18 protein-coding genes are annotated in these 23,279 nt (G+C 47.2%); 13 read left to right on the top strand and 5 right to left on the bottom strand.

Annotation, left to right across the window (positions count from 1 at the left end):
* Positions 1-602: 602 nt before the first annotated feature.
* A complete protein-coding gene (acnA, locus tag MKY63_RS07390; RefSeq protein ID WP_339812290.1) occupies positions 603-3,344 on the bottom strand; it encodes an aconitate hydratase AcnA in 2,742 nt (913 codons plus the stop codon).
* Between the two features lie 450 nt (positions 3,345-3,794).
* Between acnA and MKY63_RS07385 the strand changes: the two genes are divergently transcribed.
* From MKY63_RS07385 to MKY63_RS07345, 9 genes are all read left to right on the top strand, one after another.
* Positions 3,795-4,829, top strand: coding sequence for an amidase domain-containing protein (locus tag MKY63_RS07385; RefSeq protein ID WP_339813464.1), 1,035 nt, complete (start codon positions 3,795-3,797; stop codon positions 4,827-4,829).
* Between the two features lie 20 nt (positions 4,830-4,849).
* Positions 4,850-5,941, top strand: coding sequence for a D-alanine--D-alanine ligase (locus tag MKY63_RS07380; RefSeq protein WP_339812288.1), 1,092 nt, complete (start codon positions 4,850-4,852; stop codon positions 5,939-5,941).
* A gap of 45 nt (positions 5,942-5,986) precedes the next feature.
* Positions 5,987-6,304 carry a hypothetical protein gene (locus tag MKY63_RS07375; RefSeq protein WP_036679853.1) on the top strand — a complete coding sequence of 106 codons (318 nt, stop codon included), beginning with the start codon at positions 5,987-5,989 and terminating at the stop codon, positions 6,302-6,304.
* Entirely contained in the window at positions 6,301-7,308 is a 1,008-nt protein-coding gene (gene uvsE, locus MKY63_RS07370; RefSeq protein ID WP_036679855.1) for a UV DNA damage repair endonuclease UvsE, read from the top strand. Before MKY63_RS07375 ends, uvsE begins: the two co-directional genes overlap by 4 nt.
* A gap of 268 nt (positions 7,309-7,576) precedes the next feature.
* Positions 7,577-8,461, top strand: a complete 885-nt coding sequence (locus MKY63_RS07365) for an inositol monophosphatase family protein (RefSeq protein WP_036679857.1) — start codon at positions 7,577-7,579, stop codon at positions 8,459-8,461.
* 15 nt (positions 8,462-8,476) lie between these two features.
* Positions 8,477-8,734, top strand: a complete 258-nt coding sequence (locus tag MKY63_RS07360) for a hypothetical protein (protein WP_036679858.1) — start codon at positions 8,477-8,479, stop codon at positions 8,732-8,734.
* 76 nt (positions 8,735-8,810) lie between these two features.
* On the top strand, positions 8,811-10,133 hold the full coding sequence (locus tag MKY63_RS07355; RefSeq protein ID WP_248549057.1) for a stalk domain-containing protein: 1,323 nt from the start codon (positions 8,811-8,813) through the stop codon (positions 10,131-10,133).
* 101 nt (positions 10,134-10,234) lie between these two features.
* Entirely contained in the window at positions 10,235-10,786 is a 552-nt protein-coding gene (gene def / locus MKY63_RS07350; RefSeq protein WP_036679906.1) for a peptide deformylase, read from the top strand.
* Between the two features lie 169 nt (positions 10,787-10,955).
* Positions 10,956-11,576, top strand: a complete 621-nt coding sequence (locus MKY63_RS07345; protein ID WP_036679860.1) for a hypothetical protein — start codon at positions 10,956-10,958, stop codon at positions 11,574-11,576.
* 552 nt (positions 11,577-12,128) lie between these two features.
* Here the strand turns inward: MKY63_RS07345 and MKY63_RS07340 are convergent.
* Both MKY63_RS07340 and MKY63_RS07335 read right to left on the bottom strand, forming a co-directional pair.
* A complete protein-coding gene (locus MKY63_RS07340) occupies positions 12,129-13,445 on the bottom strand; it encodes a glutamate-1-semialdehyde 2,1-aminomutase (RefSeq protein WP_038568626.1) in 1,317 nt (438 codons plus the stop codon).
* Positions 13,446-13,569: 124 nt separating this feature from the next.
* Entirely contained in the window at positions 13,570-14,616 is a 1,047-nt protein-coding gene (locus MKY63_RS07335) for an LCP family protein (protein WP_038568628.1), read from the bottom strand.
* 105 nt (positions 14,617-14,721) lie between these two features.
* Between MKY63_RS07335 and bcp the strand changes: the two genes are divergently transcribed.
* The 4 genes from bcp to MKY63_RS07315 all read left to right on the top strand — a co-directional run bounded on the left by bcp (position 14,722) and on the right by MKY63_RS07315 (position 21,772).
* Positions 14,722-15,189 carry a thioredoxin-dependent thiol peroxidase gene (gene bcp, locus MKY63_RS07330; protein WP_080742389.1) on the top strand — a complete coding sequence of 156 codons (468 nt, stop codon included), beginning with the start codon at positions 14,722-14,724 and terminating at the stop codon, positions 15,187-15,189.
* 123 nt (positions 15,190-15,312) lie between these two features.
* Positions 15,313-19,596 carry an acyl-CoA dehydratase activase-related protein gene (locus tag MKY63_RS07325; RefSeq protein ID WP_339813462.1) on the top strand — a complete coding sequence of 1,428 codons (4,284 nt, stop codon included), beginning with the start codon at positions 15,313-15,315 and terminating at the stop codon, positions 19,594-19,596.
* 215 nt (positions 19,597-19,811) lie between these two features.
* Positions 19,812-20,255: a MarR family transcriptional regulator gene (locus MKY63_RS07320; RefSeq protein WP_036679864.1), complete on the top strand. Its 444-nt coding sequence runs from the start codon at positions 19,812-19,814 to the stop codon at positions 20,253-20,255.
* A 5-nt stretch (positions 20,256-20,260) separates the two neighbouring features.
* Positions 20,261-21,772, top strand: coding sequence for a DHA2 family efflux MFS transporter permease subunit (locus MKY63_RS07315; protein ID WP_036679866.1), 1,512 nt, complete (start codon positions 20,261-20,263; stop codon positions 21,770-21,772).
* A gap of 86 nt (positions 21,773-21,858) precedes the next feature.
* On the opposite strand, the gene MKY63_RS07310 is transcribed toward MKY63_RS07315, so the two are convergent.
* Positions 21,859-22,164, bottom strand: a complete 306-nt coding sequence (locus tag MKY63_RS07310; protein WP_051491091.1) for a zinc ribbon domain-containing protein — start codon at positions 22,162-22,164, stop codon at positions 21,859-21,861.
* Positions 22,165-22,259: 95 nt separating this feature from the next.
* Entirely contained in the window at positions 22,260-23,201 is a 942-nt protein-coding gene (locus MKY63_RS07305) for a YafY family protein (protein WP_036679868.1), read from the bottom strand.
* Positions 23,202-23,279: the final 78 nt, after the last annotated feature.

Here is a 23,279-nt window from a genome sequence, read left to right as displayed (position 1 = left end):
TCCGATAGCATGGAAACCTCGGCGTCCCCTGGGGCGTGCGGACTCAGGGGACGCTATTTGCGAATTTAAAGCCAGTTTGGCAGAGTTTCGGACCCCAATGCAGCTATTCGACCAAAACGGGAACCTTTAGTATGTTTTTCATGCCAATAGCGACTATGGAGTCCGATCCCACGCCAAAATTTGGATAATCGAGCGTATAGGGTCATCTGGGTCCGATAGCGGCGAATCCTAAGCGTCCCCGGAGGTGTGCGGACTCAGAAGACGCTATTTGCGAATTTAAAGCCATTTTGTCGTAGTTTCGGACCCTAGTGCAGCTATTCGACCAAAATGAGCACCTTTAGCGTGTTTTTTATGCCAATAGCGACTATGGAGTCCGATCGCAGGCCAAAAATCGGATAATCGAGCGAATAGAGTTATCTGAGTCCGATCGCGCAGAATCCTAAATGTCTCCTGAGGTTCACGCAGCAATGGTGAAGATCCCAAAGACAAAGTCAGGGGCACCCCATCCGCCACAAATTGGCTGCTGGAACCACCCCATAAAAAAGGGACTGCTCACAGCCACTCATGGCCGTGAAACAGTCCCTTTTTAAGTTACTTTAAATCTATTCTACCGACACCGCGGAAGAGTCTGTAGCATCTGCCAGCATCTGGCGAAGAACAGTCTGCAGGATACCGCCGTTGCGATAGTAATCAATATCGACTGTGCTGTCGAGTCTTACAATGACAGGGAAATCGAATTGTGTGCCGTCTTCACGGGTAGCCGTGACAGTTAGCTCTTGACTTGGTGCCACGTTGTTATCGAGACCAGTAATGTTGAAGGTCTCGCGTCCTGTCAGTCCCAAGCTGCTCCAGCCGTGGCCTTCTTGGAATTGAAGTGGGAGTACACCCATACCGACCAGATTGCTGCGGTGAATCCGCTCAAAGCTCTCAGCGATAACTGCTTTAACGCCAAGCAGAAGCGTACCCTTAGCTGCCCAGTCACGTGAGCTTCCTGTACCGTACTCCTTACCAGCGATGACGATCAGATTTTGTCCAGCGTCCTGATAGAGCATGGAAGCATCATAGATGGACATAACTTCGTCGCTTGGCAAGAAGGTAGTAACGCCGCCTTCTGTACCAGGAGCTACTGCGTTACGAATCCGAATGTTAGCGAAAGTACCGCGCATCATGACTTCGTGGTTTCCGCGGCGTGAGCCGTAGGAGTTGAAGTCTGCACGTTCTACACCATGATCGCGCAAATATTCGCCAGCAGGACCAGAGGTAGAGATATTACCCGCTGGTGAGATATGGTCGGTTGTCACGGAATCAGCAAGCAGCGCTAGAACGCGTGCATCTTTGATATCCTTAATGTCTCCCAGACCGTCTGCCAGATGTTCGAAGAATGGCGGATTCTGGATGTACGTGGAATTATCATCCCACTCATACAGCTCGCCTTGCGGAACAGGAATCGAATTCCAACGTTCGTTAGCGGTGAATACATTTTCGTATTTGCTACGGAACATCTCCGGACTAAGGGAGAGACCAATCGCTTCACGAATTTCAGCAGTGGTTGGCCAGATATCTTTCAGGAATACTGGCTCACCTTGTGGATCAAATCCAAGTGGCTCAGTCTGCAAATCGATATTTACTGTACCAGCCAGTGCGTAAGCAACTACGAGCGGCGGTGAAGCCAAGTAGTTTGCTTTTACCTGAGCATGTACGCGGCCTTCAAAGTTCCGGTTACCGGAGATGACTGCGGCTACGGTCATGTCATTGTCAGTAATGGCTTGACTAACTTCTTCAGGCAATGGACCGGAGTTACCGATACAAGTGGCACAGCCATAACCAGCCAAGTAGAAGCCCAGTGCTTCGAGTGGTTTCAGCAAGTCTGCTTTTTGCAGGTATTCAGTAACCACCAAGGATCCTGGAGTCAAGCTGCTCTTAACGTAAGCTGGTTTGGTCAGACCACGTTCCACAGCTTTTTTCGCCAAAAGACCTGCTCCAAGCATAACGCTTGGGTTGGAAGTATTCGTACAGCTAGTAATAGCTGCGATTACGACTGCACCTGTGCTGAGCTTGCTAGTAGTATCGTTTTTGTGCTGTACTTCTACGACTTGAGCGATTTTCTCATCGCTGAGACCATAACCGCCTTTGTCTACAGGTGTACGGATAATGCCTTCGAAATTTTCCTTCATATGCGTAAGTTCGATCCGGTCTTGCGGACGTTTTGGTCCAGCCAAGCTAGGAACGACAGAAGCTAAGTCAAGCTCAATCACATCGCTGAACTCAGGGTCTGGCGTATCCGAGGTACGGAACATCCCTTGTGCTTTGTAATAAGATTCAACCAACGCCACCAGATCATCCGGACGACCCGTACTGCGAAGATAAGCGAGTGTCTCGTCATCTACAGGGAAGAAACCGATAGTTGCTCCGTATTCTGGCGCCATGTTGGCAACAGTTGCCCGGTCAGCCAGACTGATGTTAGCAAGGCCAGGTCCGTAGAATTCGACGAATTTGCCGACTACGCCCTTTTTACGCAACATTTCAGTTACTGTCAATGCCAAATCTGTGGCTGTAGCCCCTTCGATAAGGCTGCCTGTAAGCTTGAAGCCCACTACATCAGGTGTAACAAAATAGAGCGGTTGTCCAAGCATTCCTGCTTCAGCCTCAATACCGCCTACACCCCAGCCCACAACACCCAGACCATTGATCATCGTGGTATGGGAGTCCGTTCCTACAAGGGAATCTGGATAAACGACAGTTTCACCATCGATAGTTTTAGTAGTGGCAACGGAAGCTAAATACTCTAGATTTACTTGGTGCACGATACCTGTTGCTGGTGGAACTGCACGGAAGTTGTTAAAAGCTGTCTGTGCCCAACGAAGGAAACGGTAACGCTCCTCGTTGCGTTCGAACTCAACGTTCATATTGTATTCCAAGGCGTCTGCTGTACCGAAAGCATCAACCATGACAGAGTGGTCAATTACAAGGTCAACCGGGACAAGCGGATTGATCTGTTTAGGATCTCCTCCGGCTTTTTTTACAGTATCACGCATAGCTGCGAGATCCACGACTACCGGAACTCCGGTGAAATCCTGAAGCACGATACGAGCAGGGATAAATGGAATTTCTTTATTACGGTCAATGTCACCTGACCAATCGGCCAGTTGTTTCACATGTTCTTCAGTAATTGCCCGTCCGTCAAACTGACGAACAGCAGCCTCTAATAGGACTTTGATCGAAAAAGGCAGGGAAGAAATAGAGCCCAATCCTTGTTCCTCAAGGGACTTCAGATCATAATAGCGATAAGATTTGCCGCCTGATTCCAGGGTCCGAGCCAATGAAAAATGATCCTTGCTTGGCATATATGCGCCTCCTTGTTTCGTCTAATGAAACCCAATTTCAAATTGCTTCTAGCTTAATTATAACGGTTACAAAGTGGGGAGTAAAGTTTTTTTTCCTACATCTAAAGCCCGAATTATGCCTGAGAGAATGCCAAGCTACCCTTCCGTTGTTATATTGTATCGTTTCGGGATATTCTTTTTACCTCAAAAAGAGCCATTTAAAGGAGATAATTCGAAAGAATTCACCGGAATCCTTGGTTTTACTTAATTATTAGGCGAAATACACACTGAATTTCTCTTCCTCAGTCATTAGGTGATAGGGTCCTCGTTGTCGATGTTGGATTGAGATGTCGGACTTGGGGTTAGAGTTTTTGCCTGAAACATCCTTAACTATTCAACCGATCTGTATAGCGGCCTGTTTCCTTTCATATACATAAAACAGCAGTTAAAAGGGAAAGAAGGGGCGCGAGTATAATGGAACAACAGTGGAAGCAAAGTCTTTATGTATATGTTGATCAAGTGAATAAGGCCAGGGTGGAGCCTAAGTCATCATCGCATACCGTTTCCGTGTCCGTTAAGGATCCGCGTTTCCTGGTAGAACAAGGGGAGCGTTCAAGACGTCTTGCTGAGTGGTATAAAGAACGTGGGATAACTCCTTTGCGCGGAGAGACAGGGGTTAAGACTTTGCGGATCGTCCGGCAGACTCCGACCGAGGTAGTAGCAGAGGTTACACTGCATAGTGCGCTTTATTATGAAAAAGGCGGCGTTAACCACCGCGAGGATATTATCGAGCTGGAGCGGCTGACCTTTGTACGGGACGGTGGGGGCTGGGAGATTGCTGGTGTGGAACGAAGTGTTCCTGAAAGAAATACGGTTCATCGGGCAGAGGTAGAGCTATCGGGCAGACTATCCAAATGGGGAGAGGCTTTGCCGGCACCGCTGCCATCACAGCCCCTGCTTAACCGGAATGTTCTCGGAGAAATTGCAGGTTCAAGAGAGGTTCGTTATAACCGTGAAGAAGCTGTGGCGTATGCCGACCGCTGGTGGAAAGACGGCAATCCGGAGTTCGAAACCTTCGAGGTGGATTGCACAAATTATGTCTCCCAATGTCTCTTTGCAGGGGGAGCACCTATCAACTATACTGGTAAAAGAGAAACGGGCTGGTGGTACAAAGGTTACCAAGGTAAACAAGAATGGTGGAGCTATAGCTGGGCTGTTTCAGACAGTCTGCAACGCTATTTGAGCGGAAGTCGGAGCAGTGGCTTGCGTGCGGAAGTCATGGAGCGGCCGGAGCAATTGATGCTGGGCGATATCATTCAATATGACTGGGATGGCAACGGGCAGTATCAGCACAGCACAATCGTCACAGCTTTTGATGCAGGAGGTATGCCGCTTGTGAATGCACGTACCGTTAGCAGCCGTCATCGGTATTGGGATTATCGTGATTCCTACGCATGGACTGATCAAACGAAATACCGTTTTTTTCATATTAACGACTACTTATAGTACAGAAAGAGGTTAAGGGAATGGGGAACACAAAACTAACCGTAGGGCTGGTGTACGGGGGCAAATCAGGAGAACATGAGGTATCGCTACAGACGGCTTTTGCCGTGATGAACTCATTTGATTATGATAAATATGAGATTATACCTTTTTACATTTCAAAACAGGGATTGTGGAAGGTTGGAGAGAAGTTATCAGCGCCTTACAGCCAAGTGGAGCAGCTCAAGCTTGCAGAAGCGACCGAAGATATGGGCACAGCCCTGAACGTGGTATTTAGTGGATTATCCGGTGCGGACAAAACAGTGGACGTAATGTTCCCGCTGCTGCACGGCACGTATGGCGAGGACGGAACGATTCAAGGGTTGTTCGAAATGGCGAATATTCCTTACATCGGTGCTGGTGTTCTTGCCTCTTCGGCAGGTATGGATAAGGTGGTCATGAAGAAGCTGTTCGCTGATGCCGGTCTGGATCAATGCGAGTTTTGTTATTTCAACATCAGCGCTTGGAAAAGAAAACGTCATGAGTTGATTGTTGGTGTAGAGGATAAACTGGGGTATCCGGTATTCGTGAAGCCTGCCAATCTAGGCTCAAGTGTAGGTATTTCTAAGGCTGCCGATAAGGATAGTCTTGTAAAAGCCATTGATTTTGCTTTCCGCTATGATACCAAAGTTATTATTGAGGAGTTTGTGGATGCGCGTGAGGTAGAGGTTGGCGTGCTTGGAAATGATGAACCAGAAGCCTCTGTTCCGGGTGAAATCGTTTCTTCTGGTGAATATTATGATTACGCAGCCAAATATACGGACGGCAAATCGCAAATGATGATTCCTGCACCAGTGGATTCTGAAGTGGCCGATCGTTTGCGGGAGTCCGCGATAGTTGCTTTTCGAGCGATTGAGGGCAGTGGAATTACCCGGGCAGACTTCTTCTTGCGAAAATCGGATGGTAAAATTCTAATTAACGAAGTGAACACGATGCCTGGTTTCACTCCTTACAGCATGTATCCGCTATTGTGGCGTGAGACGGGTGTATCTTATAGAGCTCTGTTAGACCGAATGATTGAGTTAGCCTTGGAGCGCTATAATTTTAAACAAGGTCTTAAGTACGACAACGAGTAATAGAAGCTATAGCGGGAATATCCCGACTGGAAGGAGAGAAGAAACATGGGTTTTCAAACAGAATTCAACTCCGTCTGCAAATTCAAGAGTGAACAAGAGCTGTACGAGCTGCTGGAATATGGGCGCACCAAAATGGTGAAACAAGGCTTTCGTGTGTATCCAACGGGCCAAAAGGTTATTGCTTACACCCCTGAGAACGTAGCTGTAGCCATTGTCAAAATTTCAGCCTCGATTGCTGAGATTAATTTTCAAGGGCATGAGGTTACCGCGGTAGAGATGGAGCTTGTGCGTAAGCTGAATGAAGAAGAGTCTAGAGTGCAGACGGCTTTGGCTGAGGAAATGTTTTTTGGAGCACAGGGATGATTGTCCGCTTCGGATATGTAGCGATGTCCACCGTTATCAAAGACTGCTCCCCATCTAAGACAATGACGATGGCCTCTTTTAAGAAGCTGGATGACCGTGAAGCGGCACTTCGGCGTTTGGAGAACATCGCTAGAATGAATCTGCATAATACGCTGCGGTTGATGAAGCATAATGTGGCTTCGGACATCATGGTGTACCGCCTCACTTCCAAAATCATTCCTTTGGCGACGCATCCGGATTTGCAGGACTGGAATCCGTTTGCGGCGCTCGCCGAGGAATTTGCGGAAGTGGGCCAATATGTGAAAAAGCACGGGCTGCGTGTTTCTTTTCATCCCGATCACTTTACAGTACTTAGTACACCCCGTCCGGAGGTGCTGATAAACTCCGTACGGGATTTGCAGTACCATGTGGACATGCTGGTTGCTATGGGGCTTCCTGCCATGGCGAAGAACAATATCCATATTGGCGGAGCTTATGGGGACAAGCCTGTAGCGGCGAAGCGATTCGAGGAGCATTTCCGCGCGCTGCCGGCAGCGCTGCAGGAGCGTATAACGCTGGAGAATGACGATAAGACATTTACAGCTCCGGAGACACTGGCAGTCAGTCAGAGCGTAGGATTACCGATGGTGCTGGATATTCACCACCAATGGGTGAATAATGAAGGAGAGCTCCCTTGGGAGCTGTGGCCTGACATTTTGCAGACATGGCGAAGCGAGCTAGCACAGAAGGACGTTCCTTCTGGAGAGCTTTTGCCGCCTAAGATTCATGTATCCAGTCCGCGCAGCCCGTCTGATCCGCGCAGCCATGCGGATGGCGTGGAACCTGCGCCTTTGCTGGCTTTTCTGAAACGTATTGCCGCAGATACACCTGCTGTCGATGTTATGATTGAGGCGAAACTAAAAGATGGCGCGTTATTTGGATTGATGGAGGCTATGAAGGAGCTGGCTGAGGCTGGTAACGGAATTTCCTTATTAAATGGGGCAAGCGTGAATATTGAACCTTAAACAATGAAAATAAGGAGATAGGTCCCGAATACGGGTCCTATCATGACTTGATATGTAACTTGAAATAGGGTACGTTGAATGAAACTTTAATCGCTTATCGTCTTTATATGGACCTAGGGCATTTATGCTCGCAGGTGAGAATTGGGTCCTCTTTTGGCGGAACTTTGGGAACTTGGGGAACGTTTTGACGTATTGCACGGTATTGTGAATAGGATTGCTTTAGAATTAAAGCCATTGGCGATTATGTTCAAGAAAGTGGAGTGAAGATATGAGTCCTTTAAATCCAGAGGGTAAGAATGAACGTGAACCCTATGTAGTAACAAGCAAGGGACATACGGCGGTGGCCATTAATGCGGCTGCCAAAGCAGGAGAATGGATAAAGAGCAGACAGGGTCTCGTGAAGGAGCTGAATACAAAGACTTCAGCACAAGATCTGGTTACGGAAGTTGATAAAGGCGTTGAGCAAATGATTCGCAGGCTGATCCTGACACATTTTCCCGACCATGCCATTCTCGGGGAAGAAGGGGTTTCCCCGGGAGCAGCAGCGGCTACCGCTGCATTGGAAGAAGCTCGTGAGCATGAATATTTGTGGATTGTAGATCCTGTAGATGGTACGACTAATTTCGTACACGGATTTCCTTTTTACTGTGTCTCCATAGCATTGGTGATTCGCGGTGAACTAACTGTAGGCGTTATTTATGATCCGACTCGTGATGAAATGTTCGTCGCTGAAAAAGGAAAGGGAGCTTACATGCACGGTGTTCCTACCTCGGTTTCTACGGAGACTGATTTTGGGGACAGCTTGATCGCTATGGGCTTTCCGCCGGATCGTGAGTTTGCACAACCTGTGAATATGGCCGGACTGCAAAGTATTCTTCCGCAAATTCGTGGTATTCGTGCCGGAGGCGCGGCTGCTCTACATCTAGCTTATGTGGCGGCAGGCCGGGTAGATGGCTATTGGGAAGTGGGCTTAAGCCCTTGGGACTGTGCAGCAGGAGTACTGCTTGTACTTGAATCAGGAGGCAAGATTACGGATACCCTAGGACGTTCATATGATATTGGTACACGCCATGTAGTAGCAAGTAATGGCCACATTCACGAATATTTGGTTTCGTCACTGAAGAATGCTGAAGCAACAGGATATAAGCTTTAGGGAGGACGATACAGCATGAGTGAGAAGGATGATTTGGAACGCAAGCTGAGCGAAATGTTGGTAGATGGTGAGATGGAACAAGGCGATCGAACGGCTAAAGAAATCCGGGAAATCTCACCTAAATATGAAATTCGTATTCAGACTACGCTCGATCCTATTGTGGAAGAAACATTGCGTTATCGTAAGATTGGATATGAGCTGGATGACCGTTATGATAAATATCTGGAGCGTGCAGGGCAGAAGTTAGAGTCAGATGAAGATTCAGACAAATAATAGCCAGTGATTTGCGAGGGGCGGTTTCCTGAATATAGGAGGCCGCTCTTTTGCGTTGCTACCCTGGGATGGTAGAATGGAATTAGAACAATTTGGGAGGGATACGATGCTAGGCAATTGGAAAAAAATTTGGGCAGCTGGCATAAGCAGCCTGCTTTTGTTATCTGCGCTGATTAGCGTAGGAGCAGGCACGGCAAATGCGGCTGACACGACTGCAATACAAGACTCTGGGCAAGATGTCTTTCGCATCGTAGCTCTAGGTGATTCCATTACTGCTGGCTACGAGCCAGGAATGACGGACGTGAATACTAAGCCATACGGCTATGCGGAGAGATTGCTTGAGCAGGGCTGGTATCATGGCAGAAGTGCACTTACTAATTATGGTATCCTAGGGCTGACTACGGCCGGATTACGTAATTACACAGGAGCAATCAAGGATGGTTCAGTGATTACTGCAGAAGGAGTTCAGGCAGGTCTCCCAGATCCACGAATAGAGCAGTTCGTGAAGCTAACTCCGCAGATCGCAGCAGAGCTTAAGGAAGCTGATCTGATTACCATTACGATTGGTGGGAATGATGTAAGCAGTCTGTTCTTGCAGTTCAAGGAGCTGACGGATGCGGATTTCCAAACACAGCTGGACCAGCGGCTAGCGGATTATCAAACAAATGTGAAGGCAGTGCTGGAGAATATTCGTGCGGTAAGTCCGCAAACGACGATTATACTGGCCGATCAATATCAACCTGCCCCTAAGGTTGCGCTTGGTCAAATGTACAACAGATTAATGACGGCAGCGGGCAAATTTACGGAAGCAGCGGATAGTGTAGCTGCAAGCGTGAACCAAGAGGGAGCGAAGGTGCTTGTAGCTCATGTTGCGGCAAAGTTTGCCGGGGTAGAAGGCTCGCTGACACATATTATTGGAGCAGGGCAAACTGATTTTCACCCAACGCAGCTTGGATATGAGACTATTGCTAAGGTTTTCGCGGAGTTACAATGGGGAGAGTATCGTGTTCCTACTGTAGCTACAATGGCTACTGCATCGGTACCGATGTCGATTGTAGTGAAGGGCGTGGAGTTGAATACACCCAATAAGCCTATCCTTAAAAATGGGCAGAACTTTTTGGCGCTAAAAGATATTCTAAATGCCGTGGGCGCAAGCGGGAAGTGGGATAACAAAACCTCCAGCGCTACCATCGTGTATGGCGGAAGAACCGTTGTGATCACCATTGGCTCGAAATTTATTAAGGTGAATGGAGAGAACGTGGCTATTGATACTCCAGCTTTTCTGCAAAAGGTAGGCAAGGAGGACAAAACCTACTTACCCCTTGCCGCTTTAGCCACAGGACTTGGATTCGATGTTAATTACAGCAGCAAACTGCGAACTGCTTTCATAAATCCATAAAGCTGCATACTATACATCATAAGAAATTAAATTAAGCCCGTAAGGAAAAGGTGGATGGAATATTGTCTAGTTCAAAATATAATGCTGAATATATCATCACCATGGATGATATAGTGCGGGAGGGTCATCCCGTGCTTCGTACCGTAGCACAACCAGTGGAGCTTCCATTACAGGCGGAAGATCGTGAGGCTTTGCAATGTATGCTTCAATTTCTGAAGAACAGTCAGGACCCGGAGATTTCCGAAGAATATAAGCTGCGCTCTGGCGTAGGTCTGTCGGCGAATCAAATCGGACTGGAGAAGCGTATGTTCGCGATGTATCTTACAGACGAGAGAGGGCGGGCTGTAGAGCATGCTTGGGTTAACCCTAAGATCATAAGCCACTCCTTGTCTATGGTGTACTTACCAGAAAGCGAGGGCTGTCTGTCCGTTGATCGTCCCGTGCATGGCTTTGTACCTCGGTATGAAACCGTGAAGGTGAAGGGTTATGATCTGGAAGGCAAGGAGGTTGTCCTTAAATTTAAGGGCTACCAAGCTATCATCATCCAGCATGAAATAGACCATCTCGATGGGATTATGTTCTATGACCGAATTAACAAGGAGAATCCGTTTAAGCTGCCTCAGGGCGTGGAGATCCGGAACTTATATGAGTAGGAGAGTAACTCTGAATTAAAAAGCGGGCGACCTTACAGCGTAAAGCTGATGGTCGCTTGTTTTTTACCTATCGGCAAGATTATGATATTTCAAATATTTTACAAATCAATCGAAAGGATGTACCCTTACAATTAATGGATTTAAATTAGTAATAAGAGGAGGGCGTTAAATGAACTGGAGCAGAATGCCAATTAGAGGATTCGCCAACGAATATAATGATGAGGTTAAAAAGATTGATGAGCAGATTTTGAGTCTGATTCAGGAACGTAAAGCTATAACAGGCAAGAAACGATTATCCCCTGATAGTAAGCTACTTGAGGAATGGGTAACTAGATTCAAGATGAACACTACTCAGATTGTGCAGCATTTGCACCTTATGAATGAAACTGTACCCAGAAGACAATATTGGGAAGAGCCTGGTTTATTGCTGGGAGTGCTTCCGATTGTAAAGCGGACGGTCGTTGAAGAATGTGAATATATACTTACGCATGCTATGCAGTATGAAGCCTTCAGCATAGTTACTGTGGAAATCAAATATTTAAAAGAAGCTGTAGGACATATTCATCTTCGAACGGCTTTAACGCTTGAAGTGGCGGGTGAGAATGAATATGAAGTGCAGCCGCATGGTGGTCATGGAGGTGGAGCGCATACACAAATGCAATTCTTGGTCGCCCCAACGCTGCCGGAGCATCTGGAGGGTGTAGAGTTTTCGCTGGTACCCGGGAGCGAGCAAATGTTAAGACCATTAATGACTGAGATTACGTTGGACAAGCAGGTGGATTTTACATGAGAGCAGTAGAATATTTGGACTTCTAAACGCTGTTAGCGGATGAAATCCGTAGATAAAGTGTATTTGAGCTTTTTGCGGTGTGAGCTACAGAGTTATTAGGGAAAAACACCCTGAAAATAACCTATATTCTCTGTAAATGAACAGAATTAGGGATTTTCTCCCTAAAAAACGGGGTAAGTTCTTTATTTTCCACTAAATTAGCTAAATTATAGGGAGGATTTCCCCAATTATTAGTTTAATGACCAGAAATCCCTGAATTTAAGGTAAATTTTCCTAATTATCTATCGAAGCTCCCTAACCCTTGTACTTAACACAGAGAAGGTCCGGCGATACCTGTTACGTAGCATAGAGAAATTGACGCTTGAGATCGGCTGGCTTAAGCTTGCCACAAGCTACAGATGCAGACCGTGGATGAGTAAAAATGCAGAGCAGCGATCCTCCAATACAGGAGAAACGCTGCTCTTTTAACATTTGCGGTTTATGGGACTGGGACAGCCCGTTAATCTATTCAGCTTTTTTTTAGCTTATAGAGCACTGCGTTTCAAAACAATCTTATTTCTCAGCCACCATAGCGCGGAAGGATTCTTCAGCTGCGATAAGTGTAGCATCGATATCTGCATCAGTATGTGCTGTGGTCAGGAACCAAGCTTCGTATTTCGAAGGGGCAAGGTTAATGCCACGGTTCAGCATATGACGGAAGAAGCTGGCGAACAATTCGCCGTCTGTATCCTGAGCCTCGTCATAATTCGTAACCGGATGGTTACAGAAATGAGTGGAAAACGAACCACGGATGCGGTTGATTGTCAGTGGAATGCCATGACGGTCGGCAGATGCTTGAAGTCCATCGGCGAGGCGGATTGCAAGCCGATCCATTTCTTCGTATACACCCTCTGCACTCAGAACCTCTAAACAAGCAATCCCTGCAGAGATAGACGCAGGATTACCTGCCATTGTGCCAGCTTGATATGCCGGTCCAAGTGGAGCTACCTGTTCCATAACATGCTTGCGGCCGCCGTAAGCGCCGATAGGCAGGCCGCCACCGATGATTTTGCCAAGTGCAGTAAGGTCAGGAGTGATGTCCTCATGGTTATCCAGCCCTGCATAGGTTTGTGTAGAACCATAGTGGAAGCGGAAGGCAGTAATGACTTCGTCATAAATAACAAGGGAGCCATTATCGTGAGCCAGCTTGCAAAGTCCTTCGAGGAAACCAGGCTTAGGCATCACCATGCCGAAATTTCCTACAATCGGTTCAACCATAACAGCTGCGACATCTTCGCCCCATTTCTCCAGCGCCTCTTTCAGGCTGTCCAGATCATTAAAAGGAACGGTGATTACTTCCTGGGCGATACTGCTTGGAACACCGGCACTGTCTGGAATGCCAAGTGTAGAAGGTCCGGATCCTGCTGCTACGAGCACCAGATCGGAGTGGCCGTGGTAACAGCCGGCGAATTTTACGATTTTGCTGCGTTTTGTATAGGCACGGGCTACACGAATCGTTGTCATAACCGCTTCGGTTCCGGAATTGACGAAACGTACTTTATCCATAGATGGAATGGCTTCTTTTAGCATTTTAGCAAGTTTGATTTCGAGCTGGGTTGGGGTTCCGTAAAGAACACCATTTTCTGCTGCTGTAGTAATTGCTTTGGTAATATGAGGGTGGGCATGGCCGGTAATGATCGGTCCATAGGCTTGGAGATAATCGATATATTCATTGCCGTCTTCATCCCAGAAGTGAGATCCACTGGCGCGTTTCATAAATACGGGTGCTCCGCCGCCAACGGCTTTGAAGGAGCGGGAAGGGCTATTTACACCTCCAACGATATGCTGGAGGGCTTCGTGATAAAGTTGTTCAGATGTGGAACGATTCATAATGTGATCATCCTTTCGATTGTTGGTGCTCAAGGGAACGGGCGAACAACGGTGTTTTCCGTTGTCCGCCCGTATTATACCAAGTCACTGCTTTGTGTACATGTGAACTTTGCTTGTCAGGCCCTTAATTGGTCCCGCCAGAACTGCTATTGGAGGTGTTCTCCGATGTAGGGGTTGGTGTTGGCTCAGGACCATTTATGGTATCCTGTATAAATTCTTTTAGCTTCTTTTCGCTACGAATTCCAATAACCTGTGATCCGTCACTTGTAGTTTCCTCGGTGAGCAGATCCATTGGCGGAATTTGCTCGCTGCCACCCATACTGCTATTATACCCTACGCTTGCCAGCTTCCACATATCATTAACTGACATATTGGTTTCAATATAAGGCGTAACCTGCGACAGGATATTTGGCAGCTTGACGATGGAGGTGGTGCTGATCAGCTTATCAGCCACAGCCTTGAGAAAACCGCGTTGGCGCTCGGTTCGAGTGAAATCGGAGGTAGCGTCATGCCGAAAGCGAACATATTGTAGCGCCATGTTGCCGTCAAGATGCTGGTATCCTTTTTTCAGATCAATATCATATTCCGGACCGTCTGCAACGGTTTTGTAGACCATATCTTTTTCGACTTCATAATCCACACCCCCAACGGCATCAACCAGCTTGATGAATCCTTGGAAGTCCGTGTAGACATAATATTGAATTGGGATACCGAGCAGATCGCTGACGGTCTGCATCGCAGTATTAGGTCCATAAATAATCGCTGTATTAATACGCTTCTCGCCATGATCCGGAATCGGAACGTACGTATCTCTCAGTATTGAAAATACACTGATTTTCTTCTTCACAGGGTCAAGAGAAGCGACGAGCATTGTATCTGAACGGGGGATTTCCCCTTTCTTCACACCTCGGGCATCCACACCCATTAATAGGATATTGACCGGCTCTGTACCTTCCCATTTAGGAGGCTCAGGGGTGTCAACATCAACGGTCTCTGCATTTTGAAAAGGTGAATCTTCAGTATTCGACATGCTACCAAGCTCATTGTAAATGGTTGTAATGTAGAAAATGGCCCCACCGATAATAAGGAGGAGTATAATGGCCAACGTCCAAAGCAGCGGTTTCTTTTTTGACTTACCAGTCTTTGCGTGCCTTTTCTTTCTAGGTGGCATTTCTCGTTCTTCCTTTCGCATTCACGTTGACTACATTATAATTTCTTTTGGGGATACGTGCAATTTAGGAATAATTCCCCAATCTTAAGAAGGAGTGGATCTATCTTGAACGAAGTAGCTATTGGACAAAAAGTACCCAATTTCACCCTTCCCTCTTCCAATGGGCATGAGGTTAGTTTGAGTGATTACTTGGGCCGAAAGGTCATCTTATATTTTTACCCTAAAAATATGACACCAGCCTGCACGCAGGAGGCCTGCGAATTCCGTGACGCTTTTGATCAAATCACGGCGGTGGGTGCGGTTGTTCTGGGCATTAGTCCGGACTCTTTGACATCGCACGCTAAATTTACAGAGAAGCATAGTCTGCCCTTTCCACTGCTGTCTGATGAGGATCATAAGGTAAGTGAAATGTTCGGCGTATGGCAGCTTAAGAAACTTTACGGCAAAGAGTTTATGGGGATTGTGCGATCTACTTTTCTGATTGATGAGCAGGGGATATTAGTGGAAGAATGGCGGAAGGTACGGGTAAAAGGGCATGTCGCAAACACGATAGCAGGAATAAGCGAATCATAAATTTTACTAATTACTTTTTATAGATGTCTATTACATTTTTAACAGCTTATATAAGGTGTTGTCATGATATAGTTTCCTCATAATTGCTTCAAATTTGGAGCAAGAAGAGGTGGTGGAGTGATAATGCTGCATATTGGGCTTGATATCGGATCAACTACTGCTAAATTAGTTGTCATAGAGCGGGACATCATTGTTTATCAAGACTATGTAAGACATTATAGCGATATTAAAAAAGCGGCCCTCTCTCTTCTGTCTGATGTACGCGACAGATTCCCAGAGAGGGGAGCTAGGATTACTGTAAGCGGTTCCTCGGGTTTGTCTTTATCCAAATTAGGTGGAGTTCCCTTTATTCAGGAGGTGATAGCCTGCACGAAGGCGATCAGTGCGCTGATCCCGGAATGTGACACGGCGATTGAACTGGGTGGAGAGGACGCTAAGATAATATATCTTCGGGGCGGCATTGAGCAGCGTATGAATACAGCCTGCGCGGGCGGAACGGGAGCGTTCATCGATCAGATGGCAGCGCTGCTGCAGACCGATCCGGCAGGCTTAAATGTTTTGGCAGAGAAGCATGAGCGAATCTATCCCATAGCTTCACGCTGTGGTGTATTTGCCAAAAGCGATGTGCAGCCGCTGCTTAATGAAGGAGCACGCCGGGAGGATGTGGCGGCCTCGATCTTCCAGAGTATCGTTAATCAGACGATTAGCGGTCTTGCTTGTGGACGTCCGATTCGAGGACGGGTGGCTTTTCTTGGCGGCCCGCTGACCTTCCTGCCTGCCTTGCGGCAGCGTTTTGCGGAAACGCTGGAGCTGGCGGAGGAGGATATCCTGTTCCCGGAACGCTCACAGTATTTCGTGGCGATTGGAGCTGCGCTCTCCGATGCTGATCCAGTCGTATTGCCACTTTCAAGCTGGATCACGCGAATTGCGGCAGTTGATTTTACTGCGGATCGAGCTGCGGATGCTGAATTGCCGCCGCTTTTTGAGAATGCCGCCGAGCTTGCAGAATTTCGGCTTCGTCACGGCAAAGCCTCTGCAGCGAGATCAGATTTAGCCTTATATCGTGGACCCTGTTATCTAGGGATTGATGCCGGCTCAACCACAACTAAACTCGTGTTAACCGGTTCGGCTGACGAAATTCTCTATACCTTTTATGGCAGCAACAAAGGTAACCCGCTGCATTCGGTCAGCGATGCACTGAAGGAGATCTACCGGGTTCTGCCTGAAGGCTGCCATATTGCAGGCTCATATGTGACAGGGTACGGTGAAGGGTTAATCAAGGCCGCTCTGCGGACGGATGGCGGAGAAGTAGAGACTGTTGCACACTACAAGGCAGCTTCCAAGTTCATGCCAAAGGTAGATTTCATACTGGATATCGGTGGTCAGGACATGAAGTGCATCAAGATCCGTGGCGGTGCTATCGACAGCCTTATGCTCAATGAAGCCTGTTCAGCCGGTTGTGGCTCTTTTCTGGAGAGCTTTGCCTCTGCACTCGGACTTGGAATCGAGGAATTTGCCAAAACTGCACTCGAAGCGACTCAGCCTGTTAATTTGGGCTCGCGCTGCACGGTGTTCATGAACTCTAAGGTCAAGCAGGTTCAGAAGGAAGGCGCATCATTAGCGGATTTATCGGCGGGTCTTGCCTACTCTGTGATCAAGAATGCTCTGCAAAAGGTAATTAAAATCCGCAATCCGGAGGACTTAGGGCGAAATATCATTGTTCAGGGCGGCACCTTCTATAATGAAGCTGTATTGCGCGCCTTTGAGTCCTTGACGGGGCGGACGGTGGTTAGACCGGATATAGCTGGCGTAATGGGGGCTTACGGCTGTGCACTGATTGCGCGTGAGCAAGCCGGGGTTAACGGATCCAGTACGCTGCTTGGACCAGAGGAGCTTGCCAGCTTTAAATATGAGGTCTCCTCAGGCCGCTGTGGCCGCTGTGGGAATAACTGTGCGCTGACGATCAGTCGTTTTCCGGATAAGAGCTTTTATGTGACCGGCAATCGCTGCGAACGTGGCGCAGGAGTCAAAAAAGAGAAAAATGTCCTGCCGAATCTGATGCAGTATAAATATGAACGGTTTTTTGAGTACGAGAGTTTACCGGAAACAGGGGCATGGCGGGGGACCGTCGGGATTCCGCGTACCATGAATATGTTTGAGAATTACCCGTTCTGGCACACTTTTTTCACCAAACTTGGCTATCGGGTGATTCTCTCCCCTAAATCCAGCAAGAAGCTTTTCGAAAGCGGAATGGATACAACTCCTTCAGAATCGATATGTTATCCTGCGAAGATGGCACATGGACATGTGCAAAGCCTGATCGGTAAAGGTGTCGATTTTATTTTTTATCCAGCGGTGGTGTATGAGAAAAAAGAAGATGAAGCCGCGGATAATCACTTCAATTGTCCAGTGGTCGCCTCGTACCCCGAAGTCATTCGCAACAATATGGATGGGTTAAAGGACAATGGAATCAAGCTTGTCAGTCCATTCCTGACCTTTGATGATATTTCTGCGCTGACCAAAGGACTGGTGAAGACATTTACCAGCATTCCGCGAGATGAGATTACGTCCGCGGTGCAGGCGGGACTTACAGAGGCTGATAACGCCAAAAGTGATGTGCGTACTAAAGGTGAGGAGACCCTTGTGTATCTAGCTGATACTGGAACCAAAGGAATCCTGCTCTGTGGGCACCCTTATCATGCCGATCCTGAGATTAATCACGGAATAGCGGATATGATAACCGGGATGGGACTCGCCGTGCTGACAGAAGATTCTGTCTGCCATCTGGACCACAGCGAAGGAGATGTGGCTGTTGTGAATCAGTGGACCTACCATGCCCGGATGTACCGTGCAGCCCGCCTTGCTGCAGTCCGCTCGGATCTGGAGCTTGTTCAATTGACTTCCTTCGGCTGTGGGATCGATGCGATCACTTGTGATGCCGTACAGGATATTATGGAAAGACATAACAAGGTATATACATTGATCAAAATCGATGAGATCAGCAATCTTGGTGCAGCGCGCATTCGGCTTCGTTCATTGCTGGCGGCAATGCGTGAGCGTGAAAAAGGTAAGGTAGTGCCGCAAAAGCCGCCAAAAGTGCAGGCTAATGTGTTATTTACGAAGGAAATGAAAGAGACCTATACCATCCTTGCACCACAGATGTCGCCTATTCATTTTGAATTGTTTGAGCAGGTTTTTCGCGATGCCGGGTACCGTCTGAAGATACTTGAAACTACCGGACCCGAAGAGACAGAAGAAGGTCTGAGATATGTTAATAATGATGCGTGTTATCCGGCAATTGTGACGATTGGCCAGATTCTGTCGGCGCTGAAGAGTGGGGAATATGATCCGGATCGTACTGCTGTGATTATGTCACAAACGGGTGGCGGCTGCCGGGCTACGAATTATATTTCTTTGCTCCGCAAAGCCTTAAAGGATTCAGACCTTGAACAAATTCCGGTGATTTCACTTAATGCTTCGGGGATGGAGAATCAGCCGGGTTTCCGCATCAGTCTTAAGCTGGCGAATCGGTTGATAGCTGCCGCTTGTTATGGTGATCTTATGATGCGGATGTTAAATCACTTTAGGCCGCATGAGGTTGTTCCAGGAAGTGCGGAAGTTCTATTCCGCAAAGGGATGGAGCGTTGCAAGGCAAGCTTATCCAACTTTTCATTCCGAGAATACAAACGCCTGATTCGTGAGATTGTTGCAGAGTTCTGCAAGCTGCCCGTTACGGGTATTGCTAAACCAAGAGTGGGCATTGTCGGTGAGATCCTGATCAAATTCCATCCGGATGCCAATAACCGCATTATAGAGATGATCGAGGCAGAGGGCGGGGAGGCGGTAATGCCGGACTTCCTGGATTTCATTTTCTATTGTGTATATAATCCGATCTACAAAGCTGAGCAATTCGGCAAAAGCAAACGGCTCGGCTATATCAATCCCATGCTGATCTCTTATCTGGAAATTTACCGTAAGCCGATTAAGGTTGCCCTTGAGGATGCGGGGTTAGCTAAAGGACGGGAGAATATTTATGGTCTTGCCGAGAAGGCCAGCCGACTGGTGTCCGTAGGAAATCAGATGGGTGAGGGCTGGTTTTTAACCGCAGAAATGATGGATTTGTTGGATAATGGTGTGAACAACATTGCCTGTATTCAACCGTTCGCGTGCCTGCCCAACCATATCACCGGGCGTGGGATGATTAAAGGTCTTAAGGAATTATATCCGGGTGCAAATATCGTGGCGATTGACTATGATGCTGGAGTCAGCGTCGTCAACCAAGCGAATCGGATCAAGCTGATGATGTCGATTGCCAGCAGCCAGGAAGAGACTAAGCCGTCTAATTTAAAACTGCCAGATAAGCCTCAACAGCAGACTTTACCTGAAAGTTCATACAGCTTAACCTGAGCATTGTTCAGACGAAAAAGCGGACCAAGGATCTACCTTGGTTCGCTTTTTTATGCTTTGTGCACTTATGTATGATTTTCATGTTTTTCCTGCAATATAAAATTACCTTTCAGAAAGTTACAGCAAAATATTGACCGAAATTTAGTTAAGGTGTAAAATAGTACGCATGCGAACTATTAGATGATCTAACTAATTAATTCTTTGGAGGTGAAGATTTGGAAGATAAGGAGCAGCAATTAGATGATATTTTCTCCTCTTTTCGCCGGATTAGCCATGCATTCCAGCAGTTGCTGTGGAAGGATGCCGAAGAGCTGGACATCACACCAACACAGTTAATGGTTCTCCGCAAAATATCTGCAAATCCCGATATTGGCATTACAGATCTTGCCGAGCTATTACATTTGGGGAACAGTGCAGCGAGCGGCGTAGTGGACCGGATGGTGAAAGCCGATTTGATCACAAGACAGCGCTCTGAGGTAGATCGGCGTATATACAACTTGGCGATTACTGAAAAGGGCAGAGAGATCAGGGAAAGAAGTAAGCAATCGCTCAGAAGACACTTACTTCCACTATCCAATATACCTGCCAAGGATGCAGGTGAATTACTTAGGATTCATAACGAAATCATTCAGATCTTAGAGCAGGGGAGAGACAAATAGAATTTATGAGTACAATTACAGGTAACGCTGCAGCGGCAACTAAGGGAATACGTAGAGGACCGATTATTGCAGCGCTCTTAATAGGTGCGTTTGTCGCACTTTTGAACCAAACACTTCTTAATGTGGCATTGCCGAGCATAATGGACGATCTAAAAATCGCTACGAATACGGCACAGTGGCTAACAACGGGATTTATGCTCGTGAACGGTGTGCTGATACCGATTAGTGCATTTCTGGTGGAAAAGTTTACGACCCGCCAGCTATTCATCACCGCGATGTCACTTTTTTCGTTAGGCACACTTGTCTGTGGAATCGGAACAGGCTTTGAAATGATCATGGTCGGCAGAGTCATACAGGCGGTTGGCGCAGGGATTTTGATGCCGTTAATGAATATTGTGTTTCTTCGTATCTTCCCAATTGAAGAGCGGGGGAAAGCGATGGGGCTAATGGCGGTAGCCATGATTTTTGCTCCAGCTGTAGGTCCAACGTTGTCAGGCTGGGTAGTTCAGAACTATTCTTGGCGCGTATTGTTCTTTATCGTTCTTCCGCTGGCCATTCTTTCTACCTTGCTAGGTATGAAAACAATGCAAAATGTAGGGCAAACAACCTCTCCGAAGCTTGATAAAACGGGTGTTATCCTGTCTACCATTGGTTTTGGGGGATTGTTGTACGGCTTCAGTGATGCTGGAACCGATGGTTGGGGAAGTGCAACAGTCATCACCTGCCTCATTGTGGGTGTGATTGCACTGGCTTTATTCGTATGGAGAGAGCTTAAGGCTGAGACACCACTGCTTGAGTTCCGGATTTTCAGATACAATATGTATTCACTCACGACATTAATCAATATCATCATTACGATGGCTTTATATTCGGGTATGATTTTGCTGCCGATTTATTTGCAGACGATCCGTGGTTTTACACCAATGGAGTCCGGTCTTATGCTGTTGCCGGGAGCCATTCTAATGGGAATTATGTCTCCAATCACGGGGATTATATTTGATAAAATCGGGGCAAGATGGCTGTCTGTGGTAGGCCTGATTATTACAGTAATTACGACTTGGCAATTCAGCCAGCTTACAGACAGTACGACGTATACGCATATGATTATTACTTACACGGTTCGGATGTTAGGCATGTCGATGTTATCGATGCCGATTGTAACGGCTGGACTTAACCAGCTGCCACAGCGTTTAAGCTCGCATGGTACAGCAATGTCGAATACGTTGCGGACGGTCGGGGGCGCGCTGGGAATGGCGTTGTTCGTCAGTCTAATGACCAATAAGACGAAGAGCACAATCACTGATACGCTTATGAGCGGAACGGTTTCGTTAAACGATAAAGCAGCCATGCTTAAGCTTACGCAAGAGGCTACAATTAGCGGGGTTACGCATGCCTTTAACATTGCTACCTGGATCACTGTAATTGCTTTGGTATTGGCTTTCTTTATTAAAAAGACTTCACCGCAGCCAGACTTCCTGAAGACGGAAGAGGTGCAGCCACAGCAGGACAATCAATAAAAAGCTGGGCAAAAAAAGAATGAAGAAAAAGAGCGTCCTACGAACCGTTATGGTTCCGTAGGGCGCTTCTTTTTGTTGTGATGCTATTAGTTAGCTGGAGACACAGCTGCAGGATCGCTCCAACGTTTCAGATGTGGCAGCTGCTCCGCGAGAAGTTTACGGGCAACATTCTCGTCCATTCCTTCTTCGACCATATAGCCTGTACAAATGTCAGCCATTTCTTGCAACGTGATGTTAGGCTGTTTGAATGCACCATTCTCATAGCAGTACACGCAGTAATCTTCGATCTTGTTGCCATCCTGGTCCGTTCCAAGCAATTCTGCCGTAGGCATTGGCATCCCACAGCTTTGACAAATTTTAAGATCTCCTTGCTCTACATGTTCATGTCCCATATTTAACACTCCTTTAAAGGTATGCAAGCTCTCGAGCGCCCGCTTTAAGTTCAGTATAGAACAATAAACCTGACGGCATTCCGTCAGGTTTATTGTTAGGTTGTATATTTTGCTGCTATGCCTGCTGCAAGCTGCCCCAGCTTTTGCCGAATATGCGGTGGCTCTAAGACCTCTACATGCATCCCGAAGCTTAGCAGGAAACCATATAGCCATCCATCCTCAGGATAGTTGATGGTAACCTTGTAACCTCCATTACCGTCGGGCAGTAGCTCGGTAGAATCAAACCGCTCTTCCGCTAGATGTTTGCTTTCAGCCTTAAACTGCAAAACGATGGGTGTTGCTGTTGTTACGGTTGATCTCTGATACTCGTTGCTCCAAGGCAGCTCGCTTGCATCTACATCTTTTGCAATAAAAACTTGGGTATTCTTAACGAGCTCTTTCATGCGCAACAGCTTAAATAGACGGAAATCCTGACGATTCAGACAAAATCCATATAAGTACCAGGCTTGCCCCTTCAGCACTAAAGTATAGGGCTCTACCGAACGCTGGCTTGTCTGACCCGCAGCATCCACATAATCAAAGTTTACGGTCACGCTTTCCTCAAGTGCTTCTTTTAGAGTGGCAAGCTTCTCTTCCAGAATACGTTGAAGACCCCATGGGGAGAAGTCGATGATGAGCTGAGTCGTTTTGCTGCGGAAGGCAGCGGATTGGGAGGGCGGGATTACGCTGCTGATCTTTTCCATGAGCAGCGTATGTTCATTTCCTCCATAAGACGAGACGCTCTGCAGAGCCGTGAAAATATCCGCCAGCTCACGATCCGTCAAGACATTGCGGTCCAGCCGGTATCCTTCCATAAGCCCGATCCCACCGTTAGCTCCCTGATAGGTGACGATAGGAATTCCGGCTCCATTAATGCTTTCAATATCACGATAAATCGTGCGCACAGATACCTCGAACATATCGGCTAGCTCCTTCGCCTGAATTAGGCGGCGGTTCATTAGCAGGATAACGATAGAGAGCAATCGATCTATTTTCAAAAGACAATTCCTTCTTTCCCGGAGATTTCCGTGAAGTAATGCTGTATTTCATCTTAGCAAATCCTTGAAAATAAAGCA

It is taken from the genome of Paenibacillus sp. FSL R7-0189 (assembly GCF_037969925.1).
GTDB classification, from domain to species: domain Bacteria; phylum Bacillota; class Bacilli; order Paenibacillales; family Paenibacillaceae; genus Paenibacillus_AQ; species Paenibacillus_AQ odorifer.
This window is presented reverse-complemented; position numbering and strand designations above follow the sequence as displayed.